The organism is Mesorhizobium ventifaucium (assembly GCF_935822925.1).
Lineage (GTDB): Bacteria > Pseudomonadota > Alphaproteobacteria > Rhizobiales > Rhizobiaceae > Mesorhizobium > Mesorhizobium ventifaucium.
In genome coordinates, this window is sequence record NZ_CAKXZS010000012.1 from 303,776 (window position 1) to 327,784 (window position 24,009).

Genomic DNA, 24,009 nt, shown 5'->3' on the forward strand with positions numbered 1-24,009 from the left:
AGTCGGGGCTCGAATCGAATGGCGAAACTGCCCGAACGGATGATGACGCGCAGCGGCACTTTTTACTGCCGCATTTGGGTTCCTACGGACATTGCCCCTATATACGGGCGTCAAATCGTGGTCCGGTCCTTGCGCACAAAAGATCTAAAAACGGCCAAATCGCGTCTCGCGCGCAAGAGCGTCGAACTGGAAAACCAGTTCGACGAAATTCGTGCCGATCAGGGCGCTGCTGCGTCGGACTCCCCAACGATCCGTGCCCGCTTCCTTGACATCGCCCGTGACCACGCCATCGCGGCGAGCGATCAGGAGTTCTCCCGCCGTGCGGAGCTCTTCAGCCAGGCGACCGCGGCTCCCGCTCGGTTCTGGCGCGGCGAGTTCGGACCGCTGCCGGTGCCGGCCGACTTTGGACACGGCGAGCAGGATGCCTACACGTATTTCGACCATCTCGTTGCCGAAGGTGATTTCGAAAAGGTTATCGCCTTCGTCAACCGCTTTCGTCTCGGCAAGCGCATCAAAAGCCTTCAGAGCATGCGCGCAACTGGGAACTTTGCCGAGTTCATAGCCATTGCGAAGGGCCGGCTCCCTGGAATGAGCGGTCCTGATTCCATTGCTCTTGGCCGATTACTGATCGAACACGAACTCGACGCGCTTCGGGCAATCGCCGAGGGCGAGCCTGATCCATCGCTGGGCGATCTTCGTGCAGGCAATCTTCGGCAGGCGGAAAAGCCTGAAGCGCCTGCCTTGCACAGCTCTCCGCCGACGGCACCAACCGCCATGCCGATCTCGCTCGACGAACTTTTTGAGCGCTGGGAGGCGGAAACCGATCCGAGTGCCAGCACATTGTCCAGCTGGCGCGGCATCATGCGCGACCTGAAATCATTCGTCGGGGACAAGGCGGACGACATTACTCGCATCACCGCAGAGGATATCGTCGGCTGGAAGGACAAGCTCGTCAACGCCAAGAAGGCAGCGGCAACCATCTCGCGAGGCTACCTCGGCTGCGCCCGTGCGCTGTTCAGGTTTGCCGTGGCGAACAAGCTCGCGGCGTCCGATCCTTCCCAGGGAATCAAGGTCGCGCGCAAGACGAAGGCGGGCAAGAAGATGTTGGGCTATACCGGAGAGGAGGTGGCTCAGCTGCTGGATTTGGCGAGCGCCGCTCCGGAACCTTGGAAGAAGTGGCTTCCCTGGTTGGCTGCGGCCACGGGATCACGGATTGGCGAAGTGGCGCAGCTGCACGTCAGCCATGTGTTTGAGGAAGACGGATATCATGTCGTAAAGATCACGCCGGCAATCGATGCTGGTAGCATCAAGAATGCGGAAAGCGAAAGGACAGTGCCCATTCATCCGGCCCTGCTTGCAGCCGGGTTCCTGGAATTCGTGGCGGAGAAGGGACAGGGTCCACTCTTCTATGGCCGCTCGTCAGGCGATCCAAAGCGGAAGCATGCCTCGAAAGGCGTTGCCAACCGGCTGGCCACATGGATTCGAGCGAACGGGTTTTCCGATCCACGCAAGGCGCCGAATCATGCGCTGAGGCACTGGTTCAAGACCGAAGCGGCAAGGGTTGGCATTTCTGACAGCGTGGCCGACGCCATTCAGGGCCACACCGACAGCAGTTCCTCGGGTGTCTACAGGCATATCGGCTTGGCCCTGATGGCATCAGCGCTCGAGAAGATCGAACTGCCGCCGCGCCGCGGCGTGTCCTTAGACGCTTAGAGCTACACGTCCGCGCTGGAGCAAGCTCGCAACCTCCTGATTGCGCAAGAGCGGTCATCGCTGAACCACTACTGAGACGTCGCATTTGGGGCCGACAAACGAACCCGCTGCGCGGGATGGACGCGCGCGGTGAGGGCTCGCGCTCGCCCGCGAACTGCTCGCGGTCGCGAGCCCACCGCCTGTGGCCCGTGGGCTCCTTCCTCGGGGACTTTCGTACGCCTGCCGACGCCCGAAACTCTTCACGATAGCGGACTGGCAGCTTTCCGGTGTCCGAAAGGACAATAGTGGACGTTCAGATCGGGGGGACCGAGGTCTCAGACCGGCGCGACCTCGCCAACTCCTGGTCTCCTGCACCGATCGCCATGAGATCACGGCGAGAAACACCAAACCGCCTGAAGGTGTGCCTAGCCGTCCTAAGGGGCTATAAAGTACCGAATCATGCTGGCGCGCCGTTACCCGGTCACATGCGGGCGATCGTGCCGAAGCAGGAACGCCTGGGCGGCTTAGCCGCCATTGTCGACGTCGCCGTCTCTCGGGAGATCGGTCGCATGCCGGGCCTGGCGCATTGTCGCCGCCCCGGTCCACCCAATGGGTGGAGAGTTCAACATGGTTCTCCTTTGCCACATCCATAAGCTTGCTCAGAAACACAAGGTCGTGGGTAAAGACGATGGCTTGCCTGACTTTCGCTTCCCGGCGCGAGGCGTTCCGCGATCTTTCGCTTGCGCCTGTGATCGTGACTGGATCAGTTCATCCAAGGCGCGCGAGGACTAGGATCTGACGCGTGCCGAGCACGCGCCCTTGCTTGGTCTTTCGATGCAAGTTTACGGCCGCTATGAACGCGCATTCTCAAAATTGCATGTCACCCGCATGATCCACCTGTGCGAAATCCTCGGATTCATGCCGATGGAATGCTGTTCAGTGCTGCCCCGCATCTATGGGGCCGCACGCCGGAGGAAGCGCGCGACACCATGGAACTCGCGCAACAGGTCGTGGCTCTGCCGCACGACACCAAGCGCGATCTACTGGCCTTGGTTAAGAAAATGGTCGCCCTGGAGCGCGCCGCAGACGGAGCGGCGGCGGAAACGCAAAAAGGAGAAGAAGGACGTCTTTAGGCGCCTCGCGCTGCGATGAGTGGCGCCGGGGCCGAGAGCACCACCGCGAGGGATAAGGCCACACCTTAAGCATCGACCTTCTTCAGCTCCGAGAGCCGCACAAAGCCGTTCTGGCTGCAGAATGTCAGTGTCGCATCTGTACTTTGCGCCTGGGCGATCCCCGAGATAACGTGATCGCCGGTGTCGTAGACCGTACGCTGCCCGGCATCCTCGATGACCAGTCGCCGCGTGTCAGGATAGATCGCGTAGCGCAAATGGTTCTGCGATCCGGTCGATGAGGGTGTGCCGAGTCCGCCCGGCCAACTTTCAGGTACCTGCTGCTGCGATCTATAGCTCACTTCGGCAGGTTCATTATGGGCGACCTCAGGATTCTCCCGTAGATAAGCTGCTAGATCTGTGGCCACCGCGTTCAGCTTCGCCCTCAGCGCATCGTTGAACATGTCGCCGACCATTGTCATGCCTGATGACCACTGCGACATGCCGCCGAATTCGGCATGGCTGAACTGCGCCATGGAACCGCCGCCCGAGCGCAGGGCACGCAACACGGTTTTTACCGCGTCCCTTGACAACTCGTGCCGCGCCGCAAGCCGCGCGATCAATGCCGTCTCTTTGAGATCATCCATCTGTACTGCCTCAACTCTTCTCGCCATTTAACACTGCGATGGGCACATCGTTCCACTTGCCCTAACCTCCGAGCACGCCATGGGCAGTTACAGCCCTGGCCAACGCGTGGAGACCGAGATCTTTCCGCCTTTGGTTTTGACTGACTATCAGAAAAGCGCGCTAAAGCGGTCGCGAGGATGCCCATCCTAGGGAAGAAGTCGTCAAGTTGAATTGCCCTTATAAGCATTTCTTCAAGGTTTGACCCTAGGTTTCTCTCCGAAGCTCGTTACCGACTTTGGGGAAGAGCATGTTGAAAGTCTACACCTGCATTGCGACGCAGCATGATTTGCGTCTGGTTGCCCTGGCGGCCTTAGTCTGCGCCCTGGCCTCGTTCACAGCCGTCAACCTCCTCCATCATGTCGGGCGCAGCGAACGCGAAATGCGACGGATCTGGCTCGCAGTAGCTGCGGTCGCCACCGGTTTCGGCATCTGGTCAACGCATTTCATCGCCATGCTGGCCTTTCAGCCCGCAGTGCCGAGCGGCTACAATATCGCCTTGACGATCGTCTCGCTGGTCGCCGCGATCGCTTTGACGGGAACCGGCCTCACCGTCGGCATGTCGCCCCGCGTTCCGTATGCACGCTGGATCGGCGGGATGATCGTGGGGGGCGGTATCGCCGTAATGCATTATACCGGCATGGCTGCCTTCGAGATCGCGGGCCGCGTCGTCTGGGATATGCCGCTCGTCGCGGTGTCGATCGCCCTCGGTGGACTGTTCGGTGCCGCAGCCTTGCCAGTTGCCCTTCGGGCCAACACGATCAAGTGGAAGGCACTCGGGGCGTTGGTGCTGACGGTCGCGATTTGCAGCCATCATTTCACTGCGATGGGCGCGGCCGCGATCGTGCCCGATCCTCGCATCGTCGTTTCAGCCACGGCGCTGCCAGCGGAATGGATGGCAATCGGACTTGCGCTCGCTTCGATCGTGATCATTCTTCTGGCCGTTGTCGGTCTTGTCCTCGATCTGCGCGATCTTCGTCGCGCTGGGGAGACGGCGCGTATGCAAGAGCTGGCCGACGCCGCCGTCGAGGGGCTGGTTGTGTACAACGAGACGACGATCGTGGCAGCCAATCACAGCTTCGCCGCCCTTGCCTGTGTCGATGGCTCTCAGCCTGTCGGCCGCTTGCTCGAGTCTTTCTTCCCCACCGTCTCGCAGGGCGAACTCACGGCCACCGCCCGAAAGCCGCTGGAGGCCGAGCTATGCGCAACCGACGGCAGTATGATCCCAGTCGAGCTGATCCGACATAACATCCTTTATGCCGGTAAGCAGCATCAGGTTGTGGCGGTGCGCGATATCCGCGGGCGTAAGCGGGCGGAGGAGCAAATTCACTTCCTTGCTCACCACGACCCCCTGACTAAGCTCCCGAACCGCACGAGCTTCAACGAGAAGCTGGAGGCAGAATTCGCGGCGCATCGTGGGACCGACAGGTGCCTTGCCGTCCTTTTCCTCGATCTCGATCGCTTCAAAGAGATTAACGACCTCTTCGGCCATCTGATCGGGGATGCCGTACTCCAGTGTGTGGCCGAGAAGATTAAGAACGTCCTCAAGCCGGAGCATATGGTCGCGCGCTTGGGAGGCGACGAGTTCGCTGTGATCGTTCCAGGCCTGCCGAGCCCAGCGTATGCGACGCGCACCGCTGAAGCCATTTTGAACGCTTTCGACGAGACCGGCGTGAACCTACCCGCCGGCGTCACTATCGGAACCAGCATCGGCATCGCTGTCTTCCCGAACGATGCGCCCGATCGCGCGACCCTTCTGAGCCATGCTGACGCGGCGCTTTATGAGGCCAAGTTGGAAGGGCGCGGCATCTATCGCGTTTTCGAACCGTCTATGGGTGAGCATCTACACGATCGACGTCAGTTCGAGCACGACATCCGTCATGCGATCTCACGCAACGAGTTCAGTCTCGTCTTTCAGCCGCAAGCGGAGCTTCACTCCAATAGGGTCTTCGGCTTCGAAGCGCTCCTTCGTTGGGATCACGGCACGAGAGGTGCCATCCCCCCGACGGTGTTCATTCCGATCGCGGAGGAATGCGGCGCTATCCTGAAGATCGGCGAATGGGTGTTGCGCACGGCCTGCGCCGAGGCGGCGACGTGGGACCGACCACTGGGAGTCAGCGTCAACGTCTCGGCCGTACAACTCCATGGCGGCAATCTCCCGGAGCTGGTCGAGGAGGTTCTGAAAGAAACCGGCCTGGACCCGTCCCGCCTCGAGCTGGAAATTACAGAATCGTCGCTGATCAAGGATATTGGGCGGGCCCTCGCGGTCTTGCACAAGCTCAAAGACCTGGGCGTCCAGATCGCGATGGATGATTTCGGCACCGGCTACTCATCGCTGTCAAACCTGCGGGCCTTCCCGTTCGACAAAATCAAGGTCGACCAGTCCCTTGTCCGTGCGGTGGATACCAGCGACGAGGCGGCCGCCGTCATGCGCGCGGTCTTCGGGCTTGCTCGAGGTCTCAAGCTCCCCGTCTTGGCGGAGGGCGTCGAAACTGACGCGGAACTGAGCTTTCTGCGTGCGGAAGCCTGCGATGAAATGCAGGGCTATTTGCTCGGCCGACCCTGTCCCATAGCTGAGTTTGCGCAGCATACAAGCGGCGAAGGCAAGATAGCCGCTCCCCAAAGGCTGCGTAAGCACAAGTTGCGAGTAGTCAAGGACAGCGCGGCCTAGCGTGCCACCTCCATATTTGAACTTCTGCGATTGTCAGTCCCATGTTGCATATCTATGCGACCTTGACCCTATATTGATCAGCGATCCTTGCCCCAGGACATCCATTCCGAAACGGCACAACGCCGCACTTGCGGACGCTGGGCGGCGATGCACCGAACGACCTGATCGGGGCCGGCAGCAGACTGGCAGCTTTGCGGTGCGAATCCTCAAAAAGGAGAGTCGGGCATCGTTGTCATCTGCCCCTTCCCGGACGTTCATTTGATAGCAGACAACGGCAAGTTCACGCTCCCCTTTAATGACGTTTCTTAGTATGCACGCGCAGGGGCTGTCAGCCGGCTCCATCCCGATTTGCATAGAAGATGCCTGCGATGACAAGCGTCGCGCCAGCCGCTTGGACAAGCGTTATCGTCTCGCCGGGGAAGGCCCATCCAACCACGAGAGCGACGACGGGCGGAATGTAGTAAACTGACGCGGCCTTCAACGCCCCTAGCATCTGGATGAGCTGGTAATAGATAACGAAGGCAATTCCTGTTCCCGCCAGGCCCAGCCCGAAAACCAGTGCAAGCAGCGCGTCGCTGCTTGCAGCCAGATCTTCCCAGTGTCCCGGCGCTGCAAAGGGGGTAAGCATTACAGCTGCAAAAAGCATCTGGTAAGTCGCCAGCTTGACCGGACCCAGGCCGAGCGAAACCATGAACCTCCGCGCATAGACTAAGGCCAGCGCGTAGCTCACTGATCCTGCTAACATCGCCGCCATCCCGATCAGTGGTGAGCCGCCACTTGCCGGGGCGGCTCCGCGGACGAGTGGTGCGCCACTTGCCGGGGCGGCTCCGCGGACGAGTGGTGCGCCACTTGCCGGGGCGGCTCCGCGGACGAGTGGTGCGCCGCGTGGCCTGACAACGGGTGCAGTGCCCGACGGAGAGACGGCCGTCCCTCCTTAAGTTTCGATTTTCGGGAGCATGAAATCGGGACCCACACTGCGGCATTGGCGCGGTGGAGCAGTTTCTCCGTTTGCGAGAGCGATTCCCACGTTCGAGGTCTCCATGCTGTTCCATGCTGAAGGATCACACTCCAATCCAATCCGCTTGGCGGCGCCTTCTCGGATCGGAAAGTGACCGATGAGATCATCGGCCCAGTCGGTGCCTGGCGGCCGTGTTTGAGCATCTTCCCATACGGAATGTCATCGAGTAGCGTGCAGGGGCGGCATGTGACGGCGCTCTCCTTGGCGAATGCACTGCTGCACCTTGAGCAGTTGCCGTCAGACCATTGGGCTACTGTCACAACCCGGTGCTTGCCGTGACAGGTTGTTCCCGTCCCGGTTCATTTCAGCACCGAAGCGAGGGGGAAGAAATGCACAAGCGATTTCGGCAGTGCCTGCGGAAAATTTCGCTAGCGGCATTGACGCTGCTGGCGGTCCCGGTCCAGGCGGCTGATCTTGTCATTGCAATGCCGAACTGGCCGTCGGGCCAGGCGACGGCAAACATTCTCAAGGTCAGCCTGAAGGACCAATTCGGGCTCGATGCCGATGTTCGCGAGATGGGAACGCTTATTGCCTTTGCCGGCCTCAACTCGGGCGAGGTGGATATTCATCCCGAAATCTGGCTGCCCAACCTGGACAATCTGGTGAAGAAGTATGTCGACGGCGCCGGCACGGTAGCCATCAGTCCCATCGGTGTGCCGGCATGGCAAGGCATATGCGCTACCCGCGAAACTGCAGACAAATTTGGCATTCGCGACATTTCGGATCTCACCGACCCGCGCAAAACCGCCGCGTTGGACACTGATCGGGACGGACGCGGAGAACTCTGGATTGGCGCCGAGGGTTGGTCCTCGACGGCTATCGAGCGTGTCCGCGCCAACAGCTATGGCTACGCCAAGACAATGACATTGCTGGAGACGCCGGAGGATGTCGGAATGGCCGCTGTCGATGCCGCGGTTGCCACGGCTCATGCGATGGTGTTTGCCTGCTACGCGCCGCATCACGTGTTTAAACTGCACGAAATAGTCCGGCTTACCGAGCCGCCTTTTGACCCGGCAAAATGGAAGATCGTGCTGCCTTCCGAGGACCCGCTCTGGGTCTCGAAGTCAAGCGCGCCGGTGTCATGGGATACCGCACATTTCCACATCGCTTTCGCCACCTCATTGCGCAAAAAATATCCCAAGGTGGTCGAGTTCCTGGAACGGGTCGACCTCAAGCCCGACGACGTCACCAAGATGAGTTATGCGCTCCAGGTGGAGCGCCAGGATCCTTACGAGTACGCCAAGCAATGGGTTGCCGCGCAGGGCGCTCGGGTGCAAGGGTGGGCAAATCCATGACCGGAAAGCTGACGATCGCGGGACACGCCGCTCTCCAGCGGCGCACCCTGACGGCAATTGTCGCGGTAGCGCTCGGTCTTGTCGCGGCGGCGGCGCTGGCTGCTGGAACCCAGGTTTTCGATCCGAAAACCCGCAAATGGGTGGACTATGATCGTACCAAGGCGCGCAAATACTATGCCGCGCATAATGAAGTGCCAGAGGCGTTTCGCCCGCAGATGGTCAAGTTCCGCACCGCGGAAGTGCCGGGTACGATCATCATCGATGGCAACCAGCATTTTCTCTACCTTGTGCAGCCGGATCAGCGCGCCATGCGTTACGGCATCGGCGTCGGCCGGGAAGGGTTTGGATGGGCCGGGATCGTGCGCGTCGGCCGCATGGCGGAATGGCCGACCTGGACACCGCCAGCCGAAATGATCGCTCGTGATCCGAATGCGGTCAAACATGCGGGAGGCATGCCGGGAGGGCCTGACAACCCGCTCGGCGCGAGGGCGCTCTATCTGTATGAGCGCGACCAGGACACGATCTACCGGATACACGGCACGCCGGAGCCGTGGACGATCGGGCTCGACGTGTCATCAGGCTGTATCCGGATGCGGAACGACGACATCACCGATCTGGCATCGCGCGTCAAGGTTGGGGCCAAGGTCATCGTTCTCATGCAGGGGGCGGCCCTTTACAAGGGTGTGTAAAGCCGGGGGTGTGTAAAGCCGGGGGTGTGTAAAGCCGGGGTGTGTGAAGCGGCATTCGGAGAGGGACAAGCAATGTCGGCAAAACCTGCAGTGAGAACTTCGATCCAGGCAACAGCAATTGGATTCCTGGTTGGGGCCTTGAGCGCTTGCGTCAGCGCGCCGCCGCCGCCGCCTCAGGACCAGATGTCCAGGACCCAGGTCGAGACGGCCCCGGCGGATCTACAGCTGCTTTGCGCCGACGCGGTCGCCAAGGCGAGCGGCGCCGATAGCACCAAAATACTTCCGGTTTCATCGAGCAAGATCGATTCCAAAACCTATCAGGTCGAACTCGATGCCAGCGGCAAAAAGACAAGCTGCCTTGTCGATACGGACGGCAACGTCAAATCCGTTCAGCCCACCTGATCCGCTGTGGTCGAAGAATTTTGCGACTGACGATTGCCGCGAACCTGGCGTCGGTTTCGGGCAGGACGATGTCGGTGGCGACCAACTGTGGTGAAAGGTTCAGAAACCCCGAGAAAAGCCCGGCCGACCGCAGCTTGCCTCAAACCAGCGGCATCATCGTCATTGGCACGTTCGGGCATTCGCTGTACCATTCCTATGCCGCTCGTCGATGCGGCGTGTTCCGGCAAGGGAGAAACGTCCATGTTACGATCAATTTCGCTTGCGGTTTTCCTGGCGGTCGTTCCTGCGACAGCCTTTGCAAATTCATGCCCGACCATCATGGCCGAGATTGACGCGGCGTTGCCGACCGCGACCATCGCCGAGGCGGACAAGACCAAAGTCAAGGAACTGCGCGCCCAGGGCGAGAAATTGCACGCCGCCGGCGATCATGCAGGATCAGAGGCTGCGCTCAACCAAGCCAAATCGATGATCGGCATATAGTCGATGCTCGGCATATAATAGCGGCAAGCCGGCTGAGAGAAGCGCGGTTTTCCTGGCCGATGGGCTTTTGTTCGGTTGTCGGCCAGCTGCGCGTTCAGTCGACTATCAAGGAACTGACCGGTTGAAGCACCGTCAGGGCCGCGTGATCACCCCAACCCGATGCGCTTAGCGCCTTGCCGGAACAGTGCTGCGGCGTCCGGCTCGAAGCGGAAAGTGCCGATGAAATCGTCGGCACAGTAGTTCGGCAGCGTCTTGCGGATGGCGGCCGCGAAAGTGCGGGCCTCGTCAAGCCGCCCCGCCAGCGCAAGGCAGTGCGCCGCGATTGCCAGGATGATGGCGTGGGCGTTGGGACGCGCGGCTGCCTTCAGCGCCCATTCGGCGGCCTCTTCGAACTGGCCGAGGCGGACATGCGCCATCGCCCTGGCGCCGAGCATGCCGAACAGCAGCGGATCGAACGGACTCAGATGGCGCGAGTGATCGGATGAACCTATCGCCGCGTTCGGATCACCGGACTGCGAGTGGACAAACGAAAGCGCGTAGTGGCCGAGCGCAAAGTTGGGGCTGAGATCGACCGCCCGTTCCAGCTCGATGAGCGAGCCGTCCTGCTCGCCGCGCAACCACAGCGCCCGGCCCATGGCCCAGTGCGCGGCCGGATTGTGATCGTCGACCAGAAGACTTTGGCCGGCGGTCTCGTAGGCGAGCGCGCTTTCCTGGTCGCGGTCTCCCCAGCGCTGAAAGGCGTTCTGCCAATGGGTGAAGGACAGGCCGGCATAGGCGCGGGCGAAGGTCGGATCGAGCTTCAGGGCCATGTCGAAGAAATGCCGGGCCTGCGCGTTTTCCGTGCGGGTGAAGCGATACATGTGCCAGAGGCCGCGATGATAGGCCTCCCAGGCATTCAGCGAGCTGGGGGCTTTCAGCATGGCGCGGTTGCGCTCGACCATCTCGATCTCGGCCGAGATCGACGAAACGATGCTGTCGCCGATGTCGTCGAGGACGGCAAAGATGTCGTCGGGCCTGCGTTCGAAGGTCTCGGCCCAGACGATCCTGGCGGTGCGCACCTCGACAAGTTCGACGCTGACCGCAACACGGCCAGCCTGGCTGCGCACCGTCCCAGTGGCGACGTAGTCGACGTTGAGCCGCCGGCCGGCATCTTCCGGCGCGATGTTTTTCTCCGCCAGCGCAAAGACCGAGCCGCGGGCGATGACGAAGAAATCCCTGAGCTTGGCCAAACGGGTGATGATGTCGTGGGTGAGGCCGTCGGCCAATCCACCGCGAGAGGGGTCACCGCGAGAGCGGCCGCCGCGAGGGCCGCCGATTCCGGTTTCCTCAACAAACGGCATTACCGCGAGCGAAGCCTTCGACGTAGCAGTATCGGGATGGGGAAGCACAATTGACGCTTGCGCGGCTGCGGGCAACAGCGCCGGCTGCGCCCGAAGCGTTGCGGCAGGTCGTTCGCTGCGGATCGTCCGCCATGCCTCACGAACGGGTCCGAAATCCAGATCCTCCGAAGCAAACAGCTGCGCCGCCGAAGCAAGATGGTCCTCGCAGGCGGCGATCTGGCCGCGCCGCGCGAGGCTTGTCAGAAGAGCCACGTGCGCGCGCTCGTCGAACGGATTGAGTTCCAGCCATTTCTCCAGATGCGCGGACATTTCGTCGGCATCCGCCGGGAGCTTGCTGACGAGGTGTTCCAGAATGGCGACGTGCCATGAGCTGAAGCGACGGCGTTGCGCGATCAGCCAGCTGTTGAAATGCGGGCTGCGGTCGATCTCCAGCCCGTCGAGGAAGTCGCCGACGAACAGTCTGGACAGCGCCTGCAGCCGCTCAAGATCGAGCGTCTCGATGCCCCTGGCTGCGGCCGAGGCGACATCGAAGGCGTCGACGGAAACGCCCTTCAGATCGAGCGCGACCGTGTCGCCTGATGTTTCGATCCTGTGGCGATCCGGTTCGTCAAAAATGCCCCTGAGCTTGCTGAGGCACCAGCGAAGCTCGCCGCGCGGATCGTTCGGCACATCCCACAAAAGCTCGCACAGACGGCTGCGGCCGACGGCATGCGGCGCGAGCGCCAGATAGGCGAAGAGCGCGCGCAGCTTGCGCGATGCCGGCAGTTGCACGGTTGCGCCGTCGCGGATGACCGTCAGCGGCCCGAGCAGCCGCACGGACAGCCCGGCCGCTGCGCCGTCCAGGCTCGATCGAGCGGATTCCACGTGCGTTTCCACGCTTGCTCCCACGCTGGCCAGTTGTCCTCTGTTTTACCATCGAAAGCGATCGAGTGCATCCGGCAACGAATTTTCCGCGCCGGCTGCTGGCATCGCCCTTTCCGGGCCACATGCCGGCAAAGCAACCTTACTGCGGCAAGGTCTCGAAACCTCGCCGCCCAGGCCACCGGTTTGTAACCGGCTCGTGACGACGACACCTCGTGACGACAACAATAAGGGGAGAGCAGACATGTTGCAGCAACGGAAAATCAGGACCACGGCTGGCCGCGGCCGCCTGTTCGACAGCATTATCGACACGGTCGGCGACACGCCGGTGATCAGGATAAACAATCTCGGCCCCGATCATGTGACGATCTATGTGAAGGCCGAGTTCTTCAATCCGGCGGCGTCGGTGAAGGACCGGCTGGCGCTCAACATAATCGAGGAGGGCGAGCGCAGCGGCGCCCTGAAACCGGGCCAGACCGTCGTCGAGGCAACCAGCGGCAACACCGGCATCGGCCTAGCCATGGTCTGCGCGCAGAAGGGCTATCCGCTGGTGGTGACGATGGCCGACAGTTTCTCCATCGAGCGGCGCAAGCTGATGCGCATGCTGGGCGCCAAGGTGGTGCTGACGCCGCGCGCCCAGAAGGGTTTTGGCATGTACAACAAGGCGGTCGAGCTCGCCGAGGCCAACGGCTGGTTCCTGGCCCGCCAGTTCGAGACCAAGGCCAATGCCGCCATTCACGAGGCGACGACGGCGCGCGAGATCATCAACGACTTCGCCGGATCGCGGCTCGACTGCTTCGTCACCGGCTACGGAACCGGCGGCACCGTCGTCGGTGTCGGGCGCGTGCTGCGCCGCGAGCGTCCCGAAACCCGGATTGTGCTGGCCGAACCCGCCAATGCCCAGCTCATCGGCAGCGGCAAGGCACAGGAGCGCGGCGCCGACGGCGCACCCGCCGCCAGCCATCCGGCCTTCGAGCCGCACCCGATCCAGGGCTGGACGCCGGACTTCATTCCCAACGTCCTGCAGGAGGCGGTCGACGCCAGCCTCTATGACGAGGTCGTGCCTGTTGCCGGGCCCGAGGGCATCAAATGGGCCAAGGCGCTGGCGCAAAAGGAAGGGATTTTCACCGGCATTTCCGGCGGAGCCAGTTTTGCCGTGGCGCGCCAGATCGCCGAAAAAGCCGCACCCGGCTCGGTGATCCTGTGCATGCTTCCCGACACCGGCGAACGCTACATGACGACGCCGCTGTTCGACGGCATCGAAGCCGAGATGGACGCCGAGGAGATCGCGCTGTCGCGCTCAACACCGGGCTGCCAGTTCCCGGCCGAATAATTGCGCATCGGGGGCAACGCGGATGGACGCCATGCTGAAAGCCACCGGCACTGCCGGTATGGTTGCCGAAGAAACGCTCGATCCGGTCGACTGGGCCGATGTCCAGGCGCTGTCGCACCAGATCGTCGACGACGCCGTCGACTATCTGCGCGATGTCCGCGAACGCCCGGTGTGGCAGGAGATGCCGGCGGAGGTGAGAGAATTTTTCGCGGCACCGCTACCGCAATCGGCTCAACCGCTTGCCCAAATCTACGGCGAGGTCGTCGAGAACGTGATGGCCTACCCGATGGGCAACATCCATCCTCGCTTCTGGTCCTGGTATATGGGATCGAGCAATTTCACCGGGGCGCTCGGCGATTTCCTGGCGGCGATCCAGGGCTCCAACCTCGGCGGCGGCAACCATGCCGCCGCGCTGATGGACAGCCAGGTCGTCGACTGGTGCAAGCAGATGATGGGCTTTCCGCCATTAGCCAGCGGCACGCTGGTCAGCGGCGGCTCGATGGCCAACATCATCGGGCTGACCGTGGCACGCAATGTCAAGGCCGGCATCGACGTGCGCGAGCATGGCGTTGCCGCCATCGACAAGCCGCTGCGTTTCTATGGCTCGGACCAGCTTCACTCCTGCCACCGCAAGGCGATGGAGGCGCTCGGCCTCGGCAACCGGGCGCTGCGCCGCATCCCGACCGATGCCGGATTGCGGATCGACATCGACGCGTTGCGGTCGGCGATCGCCGACGACCGCCAGGCGGGTTTTCGGCCCGCCTGCGTGATCGGCACGGCAGGCACCGTGAACACCGGCGCGATCGACGATCTGCAGGCGCTTGCAAGGCTGGCGGCGCAAGAGGACCTCTGGTTCCATGTCGACGGCTGCATCGGCGCGCTGATCGCCATCGCGCCAAAAAATTCCCATCGCGTGGCCGGCATCGAGCACGCCGATTCGATCGCGCTCGATCCGCACAAATGGCTGCACGCCCCGTTCGAGGTGGGCTGCGTGCTGATCAGGGACGCCTCGGCGCATCGCAATACGTTTGCGGTGACGCCGGAATATCTCGAATCGACGCCACGCGGCCTCGCCTCCGGACAATGGCTGCATGATTTTGGTTTGCAGACGTCGCGCGGTTTCAGGGCGCTGAAAGTGTGGATGGCGCTGAAGCAGTACGGGATCGAAAAGTTCGGCCGCCTGATCGACCAGAACATCGCACAAGGCCACATGCTCGGCACGCTGATCGAGGCCGAGCCGCTGCTGGAACTGATCGCGCCGCCAAATATCAACATCGTCTGTTTTCGCTACCGCGGCGACGGGCTGACGGGAGAGCGGCAGAAGGCGCTCAACACCGAGATCATGCTGCGGCTGCAGGAAGACGGCATCGCCGCCCTTTCGGATACGACGGTGCACGGCCAGCATTGCCTGCGCGTAGCGATCAACAACCACCGCACCCGGCGCGACGACCTGGACCTGCTGGTGCGCGAAACAGTTCGGCTTGGGCAGGAGATTTCGAGGCCTGGCACCGCTCTCCCTTCTCCCCTTGTGGCAGAAGGTGGACGCGAAGCGGCCGGATGAGGGGTGTTCCAGCTTGGCAGTACGGCACTCCGGCCAGCACCCCTCAACCGTCTTGGCGCTTCGCGCCAATCCACCTTCTCCCACAAGGGGAGAAGGAAAGACCCGCGATCACGCCTCGAGCCAGACCTTCTCGAAATGCTGCTCCAGCGACTGGTGCTGCTCGCAGCCGTGCACGCCCTTGCGATAGGTCCGGTAGACCGAGCGCCAATACGGCTGGATGATGATGCCGGAGTCGCGCAGGTTCTGCTCGATCTTGGCCATGATCTCCTTGCGCGCACTGGCATCAGGTGTGGCCAGCGCCTTGTCGAGCAAGGCGTCGAATTCGGGATTGGCGTAGGCGGTCTCGTTCCAGGCGGCACCCGATCTGTAGGCCAGCGCCAGCACCTGGACGCCCAGTGGCCGGCCGAGCCACTCGGTGCAGGAGAAAGGATATTTGCTCCAGTCGTTCCAGAACGTCGCCGCCGGCAGCACGGTTCGTTTGACCTTCAGCCCGGCGTCGCGCATCTGCGCGGCGATGGCGTCGCCGGTGTTCTTCTGCCAGTCGACATCGACGGAGATGAGCTCGTATTCGTGGTCGGATTTGCCAGCCTCGGCAAGCAGCGCCTTGGCTTCGTCGACGTTGCGGACGGCCGGGCCGATATCGGCGTATTCGGCATGCATCGCCCCGACATGGTGGTTCTCGGCCGGCTTGCCGCGGTCGTCCATGCCGATCTTCAGGATCGCGGCATTGTCGACGGCGAGCTGGGCTGCGCGCCGCACCCTGATGTCGTCATAGGGCGGATTGCCGACGTTGAAGCGCGCGACGATGGTCGAGCCGGTGGCAAGCTCGGAATTGCTCAGACCCATGGCGTCGGTCTGCGAGACCGTATCGGCGGCGGTTTCGTGGTTGGTGTCGATCTCGCCCGATTCGAAGGCCGAGAACATCGCATTGGGATCGGAGCCGTAGTCGACCCATTGGATACCGTGGAGCCAGAAGTCGCCTTTCCACCAAGGCTTGTCCTTGCGGCGGACCTCGGCGCCGACCTCGGCGTCCCATTGCACCAGTTCGCAAGGTCCAGTGGTGATCGCCAGCGCCTTCAGCGGATCGCCGTCGCCGTCGTAGCTGCGATGCATGATCAGCGCCGGATAGTCGGTCATGCCGGCAATCAGCGAAATGTCGGGCTTCGGCAGATTGAGCCGAACGGTAAAGTCGTCGACACGCTCGATGCCGCCGTCGATCGGTTTCTTGCTGGCGGCGTCGACCAGCGCGCCCATCCGCTCGGCGACCGAGTTGCCGGCAACGCTCGCATCGCACCAGCGCGTCAGATTGTGGACGACATCGTCGGCGTTGAAGGTGTCGCCGTTCGACCAGGTGATGCCCTTGCGGACGTGCAGTGTGAGCACGCGCGCGTCGTCGCTGGTCTCCCAGCTCTCGAGCAACCACGGCTCGAAGGTGAAATCGCGGTTCCAGCGCACCAGATACTCGTTGCACTGGCGGGCGACATTGGACATTTCGACGCCGTCGAAGGTGCGCGGGTCCTTCCAGCCCTTGACGTTCATGGCGACGCGCAAGACGCCGCCGCGCTTCGGCTCCTGCGCCCTGGCCGGCGAGGGCGCAAGGCCGCCAAGCGCCAGCGCGCCGGCGGCGCTGACCCCAAGTGCGGCCATGGTGGCGAGATATTCGCGCCTGTTCATGCCGCCTTTCTTGAAGCCGTCGGCGACGGGCTCAGCCTGCGGATGCAACGCTCTGTCGGTCAGCATCAACTTCATCGTCGAATCCTCCTGTCGGCGCCCGGTCGACCGCTTCGCGGGGGCGGATGCGCTCGCCGGGCGCCCTTCGCCATGAGCAATGAGCAATGAGCAATGATAGTGTGGGCGTGGCCCGGAAAGTGTTCGGGTTTCCGCAGTTGTTGTGCGCTGTTCCGCATCGCTGGAAGCGGGGTGCTTGGCTCGGGCTCAAGAGAGGGATTGCGGTTGGAAGGCAAAGCGAAGCAGAGTGAATAGCGCGCCCTCCTACGTCTCTGCACTCTTCGGCTGATGTAACGGCATTTTGAGTACCGCAGCGGTGCAGAAGGCGATGGCGCCAGCGTTGGCGAACTCCTGAAGCTCGAAGGAGCAGCAAAACGGAACAGCCTCTAAAACCACTCGCCCTCGCCAGTGTGGCGACCGACGCCACGATGCGGGTGAACGCTTCGCCGGCCCGCGGCACGGTTTGCGGGCGCGCAGGAAGCTGTGCACGAGGCGAGGCTCCTCGTACCACCAGGCGCGGCAAAGCGTCAGAGTTCGTCGTAGAGACGGGCGGCGTTTTCGTAGGTGAAGCGCAAAGGCACTGAACCCACGACCTGCCATGCATCGACCGTCTCGCCTGCCATCAGTCGGCACGCGCCGTCGGTGGTGGTGACGGCACCGCCATAGAGCCGGTTGGCAAGGTTGAGGATGGCAGTCTGGTGCATCGCCGCGCTGCCGCTGCCGCACGCATCCTTGACCAAAAGCACGCTAAAGCCTGATGATACCGCATCCCTGACGGTGGCGTCGATGCAGGCCTCGGTCCACACGCCGGCAACGACCAGCCATTCGATGCCTTTGGCCCTGAGCCGGCCCGCGGCAGGGCCCGCACCGAAGGCGCTGGCCTCGGTCTTGACCAGCATCATCTCGCCGTCGACCGGCGCCACTTCCGGACAGATCGCCGTCAGCGGATCGTCCTTGTCGGAGAAAGCCGACCTGCCATTGGCATCGACCGGATGGAACCGCCGCGCCTCCCTGGTGAGGTCGACGATATAGGCCGAATGGTAGAGCAGCACCTCGTTGGCGCGCGCCGTTGCCTGCAGGCGCTGGACGTTGGCGAGGATGTCGGCGAAACCCTCGACCAGGTAACGCTTGTCCTGCCGATGCTCCTCCTGGAGGTCGACGAACACTGCGGCCACGGTGCCGCGTTTGATCGAGACCGGAGTTTTCATTCGACCGCGCCTGGCTTCCCGGCCAACGCTGCTCCTTTCGGAGGGCTCCAAGCCAGCTTCGTCAGCCCAGAACGAAGCAGGAGCGAAGCTCCGTCGCGGAGACCCTGGCATCCATGCAGTGACGGATGCCGAGGAATGCGGCGAAACAGAATTCTGCACCGCAGCAGCGCTCTTAAGTCACGGCATGGATCCAGGGGTCTGCGCCGCGTCGCTGCGCTCCTTGCTTCGCCCCAGGATGACGAAGCGAAGGGTGTTTGCGACAGTCGCCGAAGCATGCGACCGGTCAAACGCATCCGGCTATCAAAACGTTGCGAGGGAACGACCGTCAAACTTGTTTCTCCAGAAAATCGTCCTCATAGGGAAAGCGCGACAGAAGCTCGGTGCCGGTCTCGGTGACCAGGATCTCGTCCTCGAGCTTGACACCCTCGCGTCCGCCTTTCTCGCCGATATAGCTCTCGACGCTGACCACCATGCCGGGCACCACAAAACCGTCGCGGCCATAGGTCTCGTAGTCCATGGCGTGTGCGATGAACGGCGTCTCGCCATGCATGCCGACGCCGTGCATGACAGACGTGTAGCGCTGGTCGACGAAGCGGTCCGGGATCTTCCAGGCCTTCTCGGCAATCTCGCGAAACGCCATGCCGGGTTTCACGATCGAGATGTTGTGCTGAACCTGGTCGTGGGCCATGCGGTAGAGCGATTTCTGATAATCGGTTGGCTTGCCCGGCCCGCAGCGGAAGGTGCGTGAGAAGTCTGAATAATAGCCGTAGCAGCCGATCGTATCGGTATCCAGCGCCAGAAGTTCGCCCGGCCTGATCTTGCGGCCGCTGGCTTCGTTGAACCACGGATTGGTGCGCTGGCCCGAGGTCAAGAGCCGGGTCTCGATGAACTCGCCGCCCTGGCGGATCACCTCGTGATACATGATGGCGAACAAATCGTTCTCGGAAACGCCGGGCTTGATCGCCTCGCGCACCGCATAGACGGCGGCCTCGGCGCCGGCCATCGACACCTGCAGGCATTTTACTTCTTCGGGCGTCTTGACCGCCCGCACGGCAAGAATTTCACCCTGGCAATCCCTGACCTCGCAGCCGCGCTTTTCCAGCGCCAGCGCCTGCAGATGGCCGCAGCGGTCGAGGCCGAGCTTCATCGAGCCGCCGCCATGCGCCTTGAGCAGCTCAGCGATCTCGTCGGCGAAGGGACCTGATGTTTCGTCGTCGCGGCCCGACACCGAAGACCACACCAGCCTGGACGGCCGTGCCTCGTCGATCGTGTCGAGCACCATCGAGACATGATAGCTCTGCGGATATTCGAACAGCACGATCGGCCCTTCGGTCGGGATGAAGAAGTAGCGCGTCGAGTTGCGTAGGAAATAGCCGAACATGTTGCGCGAGCCGGTGGCGTAGCGCTGGTTGTAGGGATCGAACAACACGACGCCGCCACAGCCGGCCTCGCGCATCCAGGCACGCAGCTTGCCAAGCCGCCCCTTGCGCAGCGCATCCGCATCGATGAAGGACGGCTCGGTGTCGGACAGCCACATGCCGCCGGCCGGATCGGCCGCCGCCGGGTGGCGCATGCGGTCCTTGAAGTCGACGTCCTGCGTGCTGTCGGGGTCGAAAACGACGATGCTCATGCGGTGGCCTCCTGGAAGTGGGAAGATGAGCCATGCCTCGCGAATAGCTTGTGCGGAATCCCGCTGTTGTTATGCGAAATACCGCTTGACGTCGTTCGGTGGTGTTCTACGGCGCCCCCTCTGTCCTGCCGGACATCTCCCCACTTGGGGGGAGATTGGCAGCTGCGGCGCTCCGCTCGCCCTGCTACGCTGGAGATTGGCGAAAGCCGGGATGACAAGCCGATCTCCCAAATGGGGGAGATGCCCGGTAGGGCACTGGGGGGCGCTGTCTCGCCAACGTCCGAAAGGACCTAATGCCTGCGCGCCACCTTCGGCGCATGGCCATGCTCTTCCCGAAACGCCCGCGCAAAGCTCGACATCGAAGCAAAACCGCAGGCGAGCGCCACGTCGCGCACCATCAGCGTCGAATGCGCCAGGAGGTCGGCGGCGCGCTTCAGCCGCAGGCGGCGGTAATAACCGTTGGGCGAGATGGCGAGCTCGGAGCGGAAGTTTCGTTCGAGCTTGTCAGAGGATACGCCAAGCTTTTCCGCCAGATCCGCCATGCCGAGCCGCTCCTCCACCGCGTCCTCCATGATGGCAATGGCCGCCAGCACCAGTTCGTTCTGGACGCCGGTGCGCAGCCGCAGCGGCATCAGCTTGCGGTCGACGCTGGAGCGCAGTGGGCTGTGCACGAACCATTCGGCGACGCCGGCCGCAAGCTCGGCGCCATAGTCTGATGTGATGATCTCCAGCATCATGTCGAGGCTGCCGACGCCGCCGGCCGAGGTGAAGCGCTTGCGGTCGATGACGTAGAGATCGCGCCTCAGCTCGATGTCCGGGAACGCCTCGGTGAAAGCCGCCTGGCTGGTCCAGTGCAAGGTGCAGGCATGGTCGTCGAGCAGGCCGGCCCGCGCCAGGAAGAAAGCGGCATCCGCCACCGCGCCGATATGGGCGCCGCCGCGCAGGCTCCTGCGGATCCAGCTCACCGCGTCGTCGGCGACGAGATGATCGGCATCGCCGCCCGAGCAGACGACGATGCGGTCGACCTTCGGCGCATCACCGGCGAAAAAGCCCGGCTGGATGACGACCCCGTTCGAAGCCGCGACCGGACCTTCGGCGGCGCCGACGATGATCCAGCGGTAGCATTCTTTCTTGGCCAGCACGTTGGCCGCACGCAACGGCTCGATCACCGAACTGAACGCCATCATCGGAAAGCCGGGGAAGACGAGGATGGCGAAGGTGAGCGGGGTGTCGGGTGACGTCGGTTGGTTGCGTTGTCGGTTGTTCATAGCTTCCGGAGCCAGGATCAGGACGTTACAGTTCAGGCAGATGCGACCTGGCGAAGCTGCCGATCTCCCCCCTTGTGGGGGAGATGCCCGGTATGGCAGAGGGGGCGCTGTCCCGCCGACGTGTCGGAATCTCAACTCGCCAGCGCCTGGTCCAGATCCGCGATCAAATCGTCGCCATCCTCGATGCCGGCCGACAACCGAACCAGCGAATCGGAAATGCCGATCTCGGCCCGCTTCCCGGCCGGGATCGAGCCGTGCGTCATCAGGGCCGGGTGCTCGATCAAGCTTTCGACGCCGCCGAGGCTTTCGGCCAGCGTGAACAGTTGCGTGTGCTCGAGGAAGCGTTTGGTGCCGGCGAGGTCGCGGTCGAGCTCGACCGTGATCATGCCGCCGAAGGCGTGCATCTGCCGCCTGGCGATGGCGTGCTGCGGATGGCTGGGGAGACCGGGATAGATGACGCGGCGGATGTCGGGACGGCGCTCCAGCCAGTGCGCGATCTTCTGGCCGTTCGACGAATGGCGCTCCATCCTCAGCGCCAGCGTCTTGAGGCCGCGCAGCGCCAGGAAACTGTCGAACGGTCCGGAAATGGCGCCGATGGCGTTCTGCAGGAATTTCAGCCGGTCGGCGAGATCCTTGTTGTCGCCGACCACGGCGACGCCGCCGACCATGTCGGAATGGCCGTTGAGGTATTTGGTCGTCGAATGCACCGATATGTCGATGCCGAGCTCCAGCGGCCGCTGCAGATAGGGGCTGCAAAAAGTGTTGTCGGCAACCGAGAGCACGCCTTTGCGCCTGGCCAGGGCGGCGACCGCTTCGAGATCGACGACGCGCAGCAGCGGATTGGTCGGCGTCTCGACCCAGAGCAGTTTGGTTTCCGGTCGGATCGCCGCCTCGACCGCGTCAAGGTCGGTGAAGTCGACGAAGTCGACCTGCAGATTGGCCGAGCGCTTGCGCACCCGTTCCAGCAGCCGGAAGGTGCCGCCATAGATGTCGTCGGTGGCGACAACATGGGCTCCGGAATCGAGCAGTTCGAAAATGGTGGCGATCGCCGCCAGCCCCGAAGCGAAGGCGAAGGCGGCTGCGCCGCTTTCGAGATCGGCCACCGCGCGCTCGAAGGCAAAGCGGGTCGGGTTCTGGCTGCGGGCATATTCAAAACCCTTGTGCACGCCCGGGCTCTGCTGGCCGTAGGTCGAGGTCGCATAGATCGGCACCATCACCGCGCCCGTCGTCGGGTCGTGGCTCTGGCCGCCATGGATCGTACGCGTCGAGAAGGCCAGGCGGTTGCTGCCCGATACGGTGGCTTTGATGGTCATTTTGCGCGGCGCCTTAGATGGTTGATCAGGTCGATGCGGGTTATCAGGCCGATGAATTCGTCGCCGTCGAAGACGATGGCGACTTCGTTGCGGTCGAACACCGGCAGCAGCGCGTCGAGCGTCTGGCTGGCCTGCAGCGTGTGCAAATTGGCGGACATCGCCGTGCGCACGGGGGCCTTGAAACGATCCCAGCGGCTGTCATAGGGGCCTTCGACGTGGGCGAGGATATCGCTTTCGTCGACGATGCCGACCAGTTTGCCGTCGTCCAGCACCGGCAGTTGCGAGACATCCGAACGGCGCATGCGGCCATAGGCGTTGAGCAGGCTTTCGTCCGGGCCGACAGACACGATGTCGCCAGTGCGGTGCGTGCGCATCACCAGGTCGCGCAGATCGCCATGCTGCTCGTGCTCGGCGAGGCCCTGCTCGATCAGCCAGAAGTCGTCGAACACTTTCGACAGATATTTGTTGCCGCTGTCGCAGACGAAGGTGACGACCCGCTTCGGCACGGTCTGCTCGCGGCAATAGCGCAGCGCTGTCGAAAGCAGCGTGCCGGAGGACGAGCCGGCGAGGATGCCCTCCTTGGAAAGCAGGTCGCGCACCGCCAGCATGCTCTGCTTGTCGGTGATCGAGTAGGCCTTTTTGACCAGCGACAGATCGGCATTGGGCGGCACAAAATCCTCGCCGATGCCTTCCACGGTCCAGCTTCCGGCCTCTTGCATCTTGCCGGTCTTGATCAACGGCGCCAGCACCGAGCCGACCGGATCGGCGAGAATCATCTCGGTCTTCGGCGAGATTTTTGCGAAATAGCGGCCAAGCCCGGTCAGCGTGCCGCCGGAGCCGACGCCGACGACCACTGCATCGACGTCGCCGTCGAGCTGCGAATAGATCTCCGGACCGGTGGTGGTTTCATGGGCGTCCGGGTTGGCCGGATTGGCGAACTGGTTGGCATAGAAGGCGCCAGGCAACTCGGCGGCGATCTTTTCGGCCATGTCCTGATAGTATTCGGCGTGGCCCTTGCCGACATCGGAACGCGTCATGCGGACTTCCGCGCCAAGCGCCCGCAGATGCTGGATCTTTTCGCGCGACATCTTGTCGGGCACGACCAGAATGATGCGGTAGCCCTTGGGGATGCCGACCTGGGCGAGGCCAAGGCCGGTGTTGCCGGCGGTCGCCTCGACGATGGTGCCGCCGCGCTTCAGCCTGCCCTGCTTTTCGGCGTCGGCGATCATCGACAGCGCAATGCGGTCCTTGATCGAGCCGCCGGGATTCTGGCTTTCGAGCTTGATGAACAGCCGGCACTTGCCGATGTTGAATTTGGTCAGCTCGACAACCGGCGTCTGTCCGATCAGGTCGAGAACCGATGCATAGGGCGGGCGCAGGCGGGACATTGCCCTGTCCGGGGGGGCGATCTTGTGCACGCTCATGCTGATGCTCCATGGTCAAGCGACCGCCTTGGGCAGGCTGTCAGCCTATCTTCTTTTCCAGCCGTTTGCAGTCTGAAAGAAGATAGATCGTGCCAATCCATTGGCCAGACGGGGAATGGGATTCCAGTGGGCCCGCTCCGTCACGCCAATCACGATAGGTCGCGGACAGCACCCCCCTCTGGCCTGCCGGCCATCTCCCCCTCAAGGGGGGAGATTGGATGTCGCAATGCGTTTCGCCAATCTCAAACGTTGAAAGAATGGCGCAGTCAGCGAAACTGCCGATCTCCCCCTTGAGGGCAGGGG

Annotated in this window: 18 protein-coding genes and 1 pseudogene; 9 read left to right on the forward strand and 10 right to left on the reverse strand. The window is 62.8% G+C overall.

Annotation, left to right across the window (positions count from 1 at the left end; genetic code table 11):
• Positions 1-18: 18 nt before the first annotated feature.
• Entirely contained in the window at positions 19-1,713 is a 1,695-nt protein-coding gene (locus NMG70_RS12505; protein WP_254024793.1) for a site-specific integrase, read from the forward strand.
• Positions 1,714-2,621: 908 nt separating this feature from the next.
• Positions 2,622-2,825, forward strand: a complete 204-nt coding sequence (locus tag NMG70_RS32930; protein ID WP_367185525.1) for a hypothetical protein — start codon at positions 2,622-2,624, stop codon at positions 2,823-2,825.
• A 65-nt stretch (positions 2,826-2,890) separates the two neighbouring features.
• Here the strand turns inward: NMG70_RS32930 and NMG70_RS12515 are convergent, their stop codons facing one another.
• Positions 2,891-3,448, reverse strand: a complete 558-nt coding sequence (locus tag NMG70_RS12515) for a hypothetical protein (protein ID WP_254024794.1) — start codon at positions 3,446-3,448, stop codon at positions 2,891-2,893.
• Between the two features lie 287 nt (positions 3,449-3,735).
• On the opposite strand from NMG70_RS12515, the gene NMG70_RS12520 reads away from it, so the two are divergent.
• On the forward strand, positions 3,736-6,156 hold the full coding sequence (locus tag NMG70_RS12520) for a bifunctional diguanylate cyclase/phosphodiesterase (RefSeq protein WP_254024795.1): 2,421 nt from the start codon (positions 3,736-3,738) through the stop codon (positions 6,154-6,156).
• A 328-nt stretch (positions 6,157-6,484) separates the two neighbouring features.
• Here the strand turns inward: NMG70_RS12520 and NMG70_RS12525 are convergent, their stop codons facing one another.
• Positions 6,485-6,910, reverse strand: a complete 426-nt coding sequence (locus tag NMG70_RS12525; RefSeq protein WP_301555150.1) for an EamA family transporter — start codon at positions 6,908-6,910, stop codon at positions 6,485-6,487.
• Between the two features lie 593 nt (positions 6,911-7,503).
• Between NMG70_RS12525 and NMG70_RS12530 the strand changes: the two genes are divergently transcribed.
• The 4 genes from NMG70_RS12530 to NMG70_RS12545 all read left to right on the forward strand — a co-directional run bounded on the left by NMG70_RS12530 (position 7,504) and on the right by NMG70_RS12545 (position 10,040).
• Positions 7,504-8,469: an ABC transporter substrate-binding protein gene (locus tag NMG70_RS12530; RefSeq protein WP_254024797.1), complete on the forward strand. Its 966-nt coding sequence runs from the start codon at positions 7,504-7,506 to the stop codon at positions 8,467-8,469.
• Positions 8,466-9,158, forward strand: a complete 693-nt coding sequence (locus NMG70_RS12535) for a L,D-transpeptidase (RefSeq protein WP_254024798.1) — start codon at positions 8,466-8,468, stop codon at positions 9,156-9,158. Before NMG70_RS12530 ends, NMG70_RS12535 begins: the two co-directional genes overlap by 4 nt.
• Before the next feature lie 183 nt (positions 9,159-9,341).
• Complete coding sequence (locus NMG70_RS12540) at positions 9,342-9,560, forward strand: hypothetical protein (protein WP_436798375.1); 219 nt, start codon at positions 9,342-9,344, stop codon at positions 9,558-9,560.
• 240 nt (positions 9,561-9,800) lie between these two features.
• On the forward strand, positions 9,801-10,040 hold the full coding sequence (locus NMG70_RS12545; RefSeq protein ID WP_254024825.1) for a PA2433 domain-containing protein: 240 nt from the start codon (positions 9,801-9,803) through the stop codon (positions 10,038-10,040).
• A gap of 146 nt (positions 10,041-10,186) precedes the next feature.
• Here NMG70_RS12545 and NMG70_RS12550 read toward each other — a convergent pair whose 3' ends face one another.
• A complete protein-coding gene (locus tag NMG70_RS12550; RefSeq protein ID WP_254024800.1) occupies positions 10,187-12,244 on the reverse strand; it encodes a BTAD domain-containing putative transcriptional regulator in 2,058 nt (685 codons plus the stop codon).
• A gap of 241 nt (positions 12,245-12,485) precedes the next feature.
• Here NMG70_RS12550 and NMG70_RS12555 point away from each other — a divergent pair, with 241 nt between their 5' ends.
• Positions 12,486-13,574: a PLP-dependent cysteine synthase family protein gene (locus tag NMG70_RS12555; RefSeq protein ID WP_254024801.1), complete on the forward strand. Its 1,089-nt coding sequence runs from the start codon at positions 12,486-12,488 to the stop codon at positions 13,572-13,574.
• Positions 13,575-13,596: 22 nt separating this feature from the next.
• The gene (locus NMG70_RS12560) at positions 13,597-15,135 is read left to right on the forward strand and encodes a pyridoxal phosphate-dependent decarboxylase family protein (protein ID WP_254024802.1); all 1,539 of its coding nucleotides are present in this window, start codon (positions 13,597-13,599) and stop codon (positions 15,133-15,135) included.
• A gap of 108 nt (positions 15,136-15,243) precedes the next feature.
• On the opposite strand, the gene NMG70_RS12565 is transcribed toward NMG70_RS12560, so the two are convergent.
• The 7 genes and pseudogenes from NMG70_RS12565 to NMG70_RS12595 all read right to left on the reverse strand — a co-directional run.
• Positions 15,244-16,884: an ABC transporter substrate-binding protein gene (locus NMG70_RS12565; protein WP_254024803.1), complete on the reverse strand. Its 1,641-nt coding sequence runs from the start codon at positions 16,882-16,884 to the stop codon at positions 15,244-15,246.
• A 506-nt stretch (positions 16,885-17,390) separates the two neighbouring features.
• Positions 17,391-18,071: an isochorismatase family protein gene (locus NMG70_RS12570; RefSeq protein WP_254024804.1), complete on the reverse strand. Its 681-nt coding sequence runs from the start codon at positions 18,069-18,071 to the stop codon at positions 17,391-17,393.
• Positions 18,072-18,396: 325 nt separating this feature from the next.
• Positions 18,397-19,701, reverse strand: coding sequence for a M24 family metallopeptidase (locus NMG70_RS12575; protein ID WP_254024805.1), 1,305 nt, complete (start codon positions 19,699-19,701; stop codon positions 18,397-18,399).
• Positions 19,702-19,991: 290 nt separating this feature from the next.
• On the reverse strand, positions 19,992-20,969 hold the full coding sequence (locus NMG70_RS12580) for a GlxA family transcriptional regulator (protein ID WP_254024806.1): 978 nt from the start codon (positions 20,967-20,969) through the stop codon (positions 19,992-19,994).
• Between the two features lie 131 nt (positions 20,970-21,100).
• Positions 21,101-22,282 carry a cystathionine gamma-synthase gene (locus tag NMG70_RS12585; RefSeq protein ID WP_254024807.1) on the reverse strand — a complete coding sequence of 394 codons (1,182 nt, stop codon included), beginning with the start codon at positions 22,280-22,282 and terminating at the stop codon, positions 21,101-21,103.
• Complete coding sequence (locus NMG70_RS12590; RefSeq protein WP_254024808.1) at positions 22,279-23,706, reverse strand: pyridoxal-phosphate dependent enzyme; 1,428 nt, start codon at positions 23,704-23,706, stop codon at positions 22,279-22,281. Before NMG70_RS12590 ends, NMG70_RS12585 begins: the two co-directional genes overlap by 4 nt.
• Before the next feature lie 40 nt (positions 23,707-23,746).
• Positions 23,747-24,009, reverse strand: a pseudogene (locus NMG70_RS12595) (hypothetical protein); the annotation flags it as partial.

Bases quoted from the DNA above. Each gene is read 5' to 3' on its own strand.
- NMG70_RS12505 (WP_254024793.1), top strand. From the start codon at position 19: ATGGCGAAACTGCCCGAACGGATGATGACGCGCAGCGGCACTTTTTAC.
- NMG70_RS32930 (WP_367185525.1), top strand. From the start codon at position 2,622: ATGCTGTTCAGTGCTGCCCCGCATCTATGGGGCCGCACGCCGGAGGAA.
- NMG70_RS12515 (WP_254024794.1), bottom strand. From the start codon at position 3,448: ATGGATGATCTCAAAGAGACGGCATTGATCGCGCGGCTTGCGGCGCGG.
- NMG70_RS12520 (WP_254024795.1), top strand. From the start codon at position 3,736: ATGTTGAAAGTCTACACCTGCATTGCGACGCAGCATGATTTGCGTCTG.
- NMG70_RS12525 (WP_301555150.1), bottom strand. From the start codon at position 6,910: ATGGCGGCGATGTTAGCAGGATCAGTGAGCTACGCGCTGGCCTTAGTC.
- NMG70_RS12530 (WP_254024797.1), top strand. From the start codon at position 7,504: ATGCACAAGCGATTTCGGCAGTGCCTGCGGAAAATTTCGCTAGCGGCA.
- NMG70_RS12535 (WP_254024798.1), top strand. From the start codon at position 8,466: ATGACCGGAAAGCTGACGATCGCGGGACACGCCGCTCTCCAGCGGCGC.
- NMG70_RS12540 (WP_436798375.1), top strand. From the start codon at position 9,342: ATGTCCAGGACCCAGGTCGAGACGGCCCCGGCGGATCTACAGCTGCTT.
- NMG70_RS12545 (WP_254024825.1), top strand. From the start codon at position 9,801: ATGTTACGATCAATTTCGCTTGCGGTTTTCCTGGCGGTCGTTCCTGCG.
- NMG70_RS12555 (WP_254024801.1), top strand. From the start codon at position 12,486: ATGTTGCAGCAACGGAAAATCAGGACCACGGCTGGCCGCGGCCGCCTG.
- NMG70_RS12560 (WP_254024802.1), top strand. From the start codon at position 13,597: ATGGACGCCATGCTGAAAGCCACCGGCACTGCCGGTATGGTTGCCGAA.
- NMG70_RS12565 (WP_254024803.1), bottom strand. From the start codon at position 16,884: ATGAAGTTGATGCTGACCGACAGAGCGTTGCATCCGCAGGCTGAGCCC.
- NMG70_RS12570 (WP_254024804.1), bottom strand. From the start codon at position 18,071: ATGAAAACTCCGGTCTCGATCAAACGCGGCACCGTGGCCGCAGTGTTC.
- NMG70_RS12575 (WP_254024805.1), bottom strand. From the start codon at position 19,701: ATGAGCATCGTCGTTTTCGACCCCGACAGCACGCAGGACGTCGACTTC.
- NMG70_RS12580 (WP_254024806.1), bottom strand. From the start codon at position 20,969: ATGAACAACCGACAACGCAACCAACCGACGTCACCCGACACCCCGCTC.
- NMG70_RS12585 (WP_254024807.1), bottom strand. From the start codon at position 22,282: ATGACCATCAAAGCCACCGTATCGGGCAGCAACCGCCTGGCCTTCTCG.
- NMG70_RS12590 (WP_254024808.1), bottom strand. From the start codon at position 23,706: ATGAGCGTGCACAAGATCGCCCCCCCGGACAGGGCAATGTCCCGCCTG.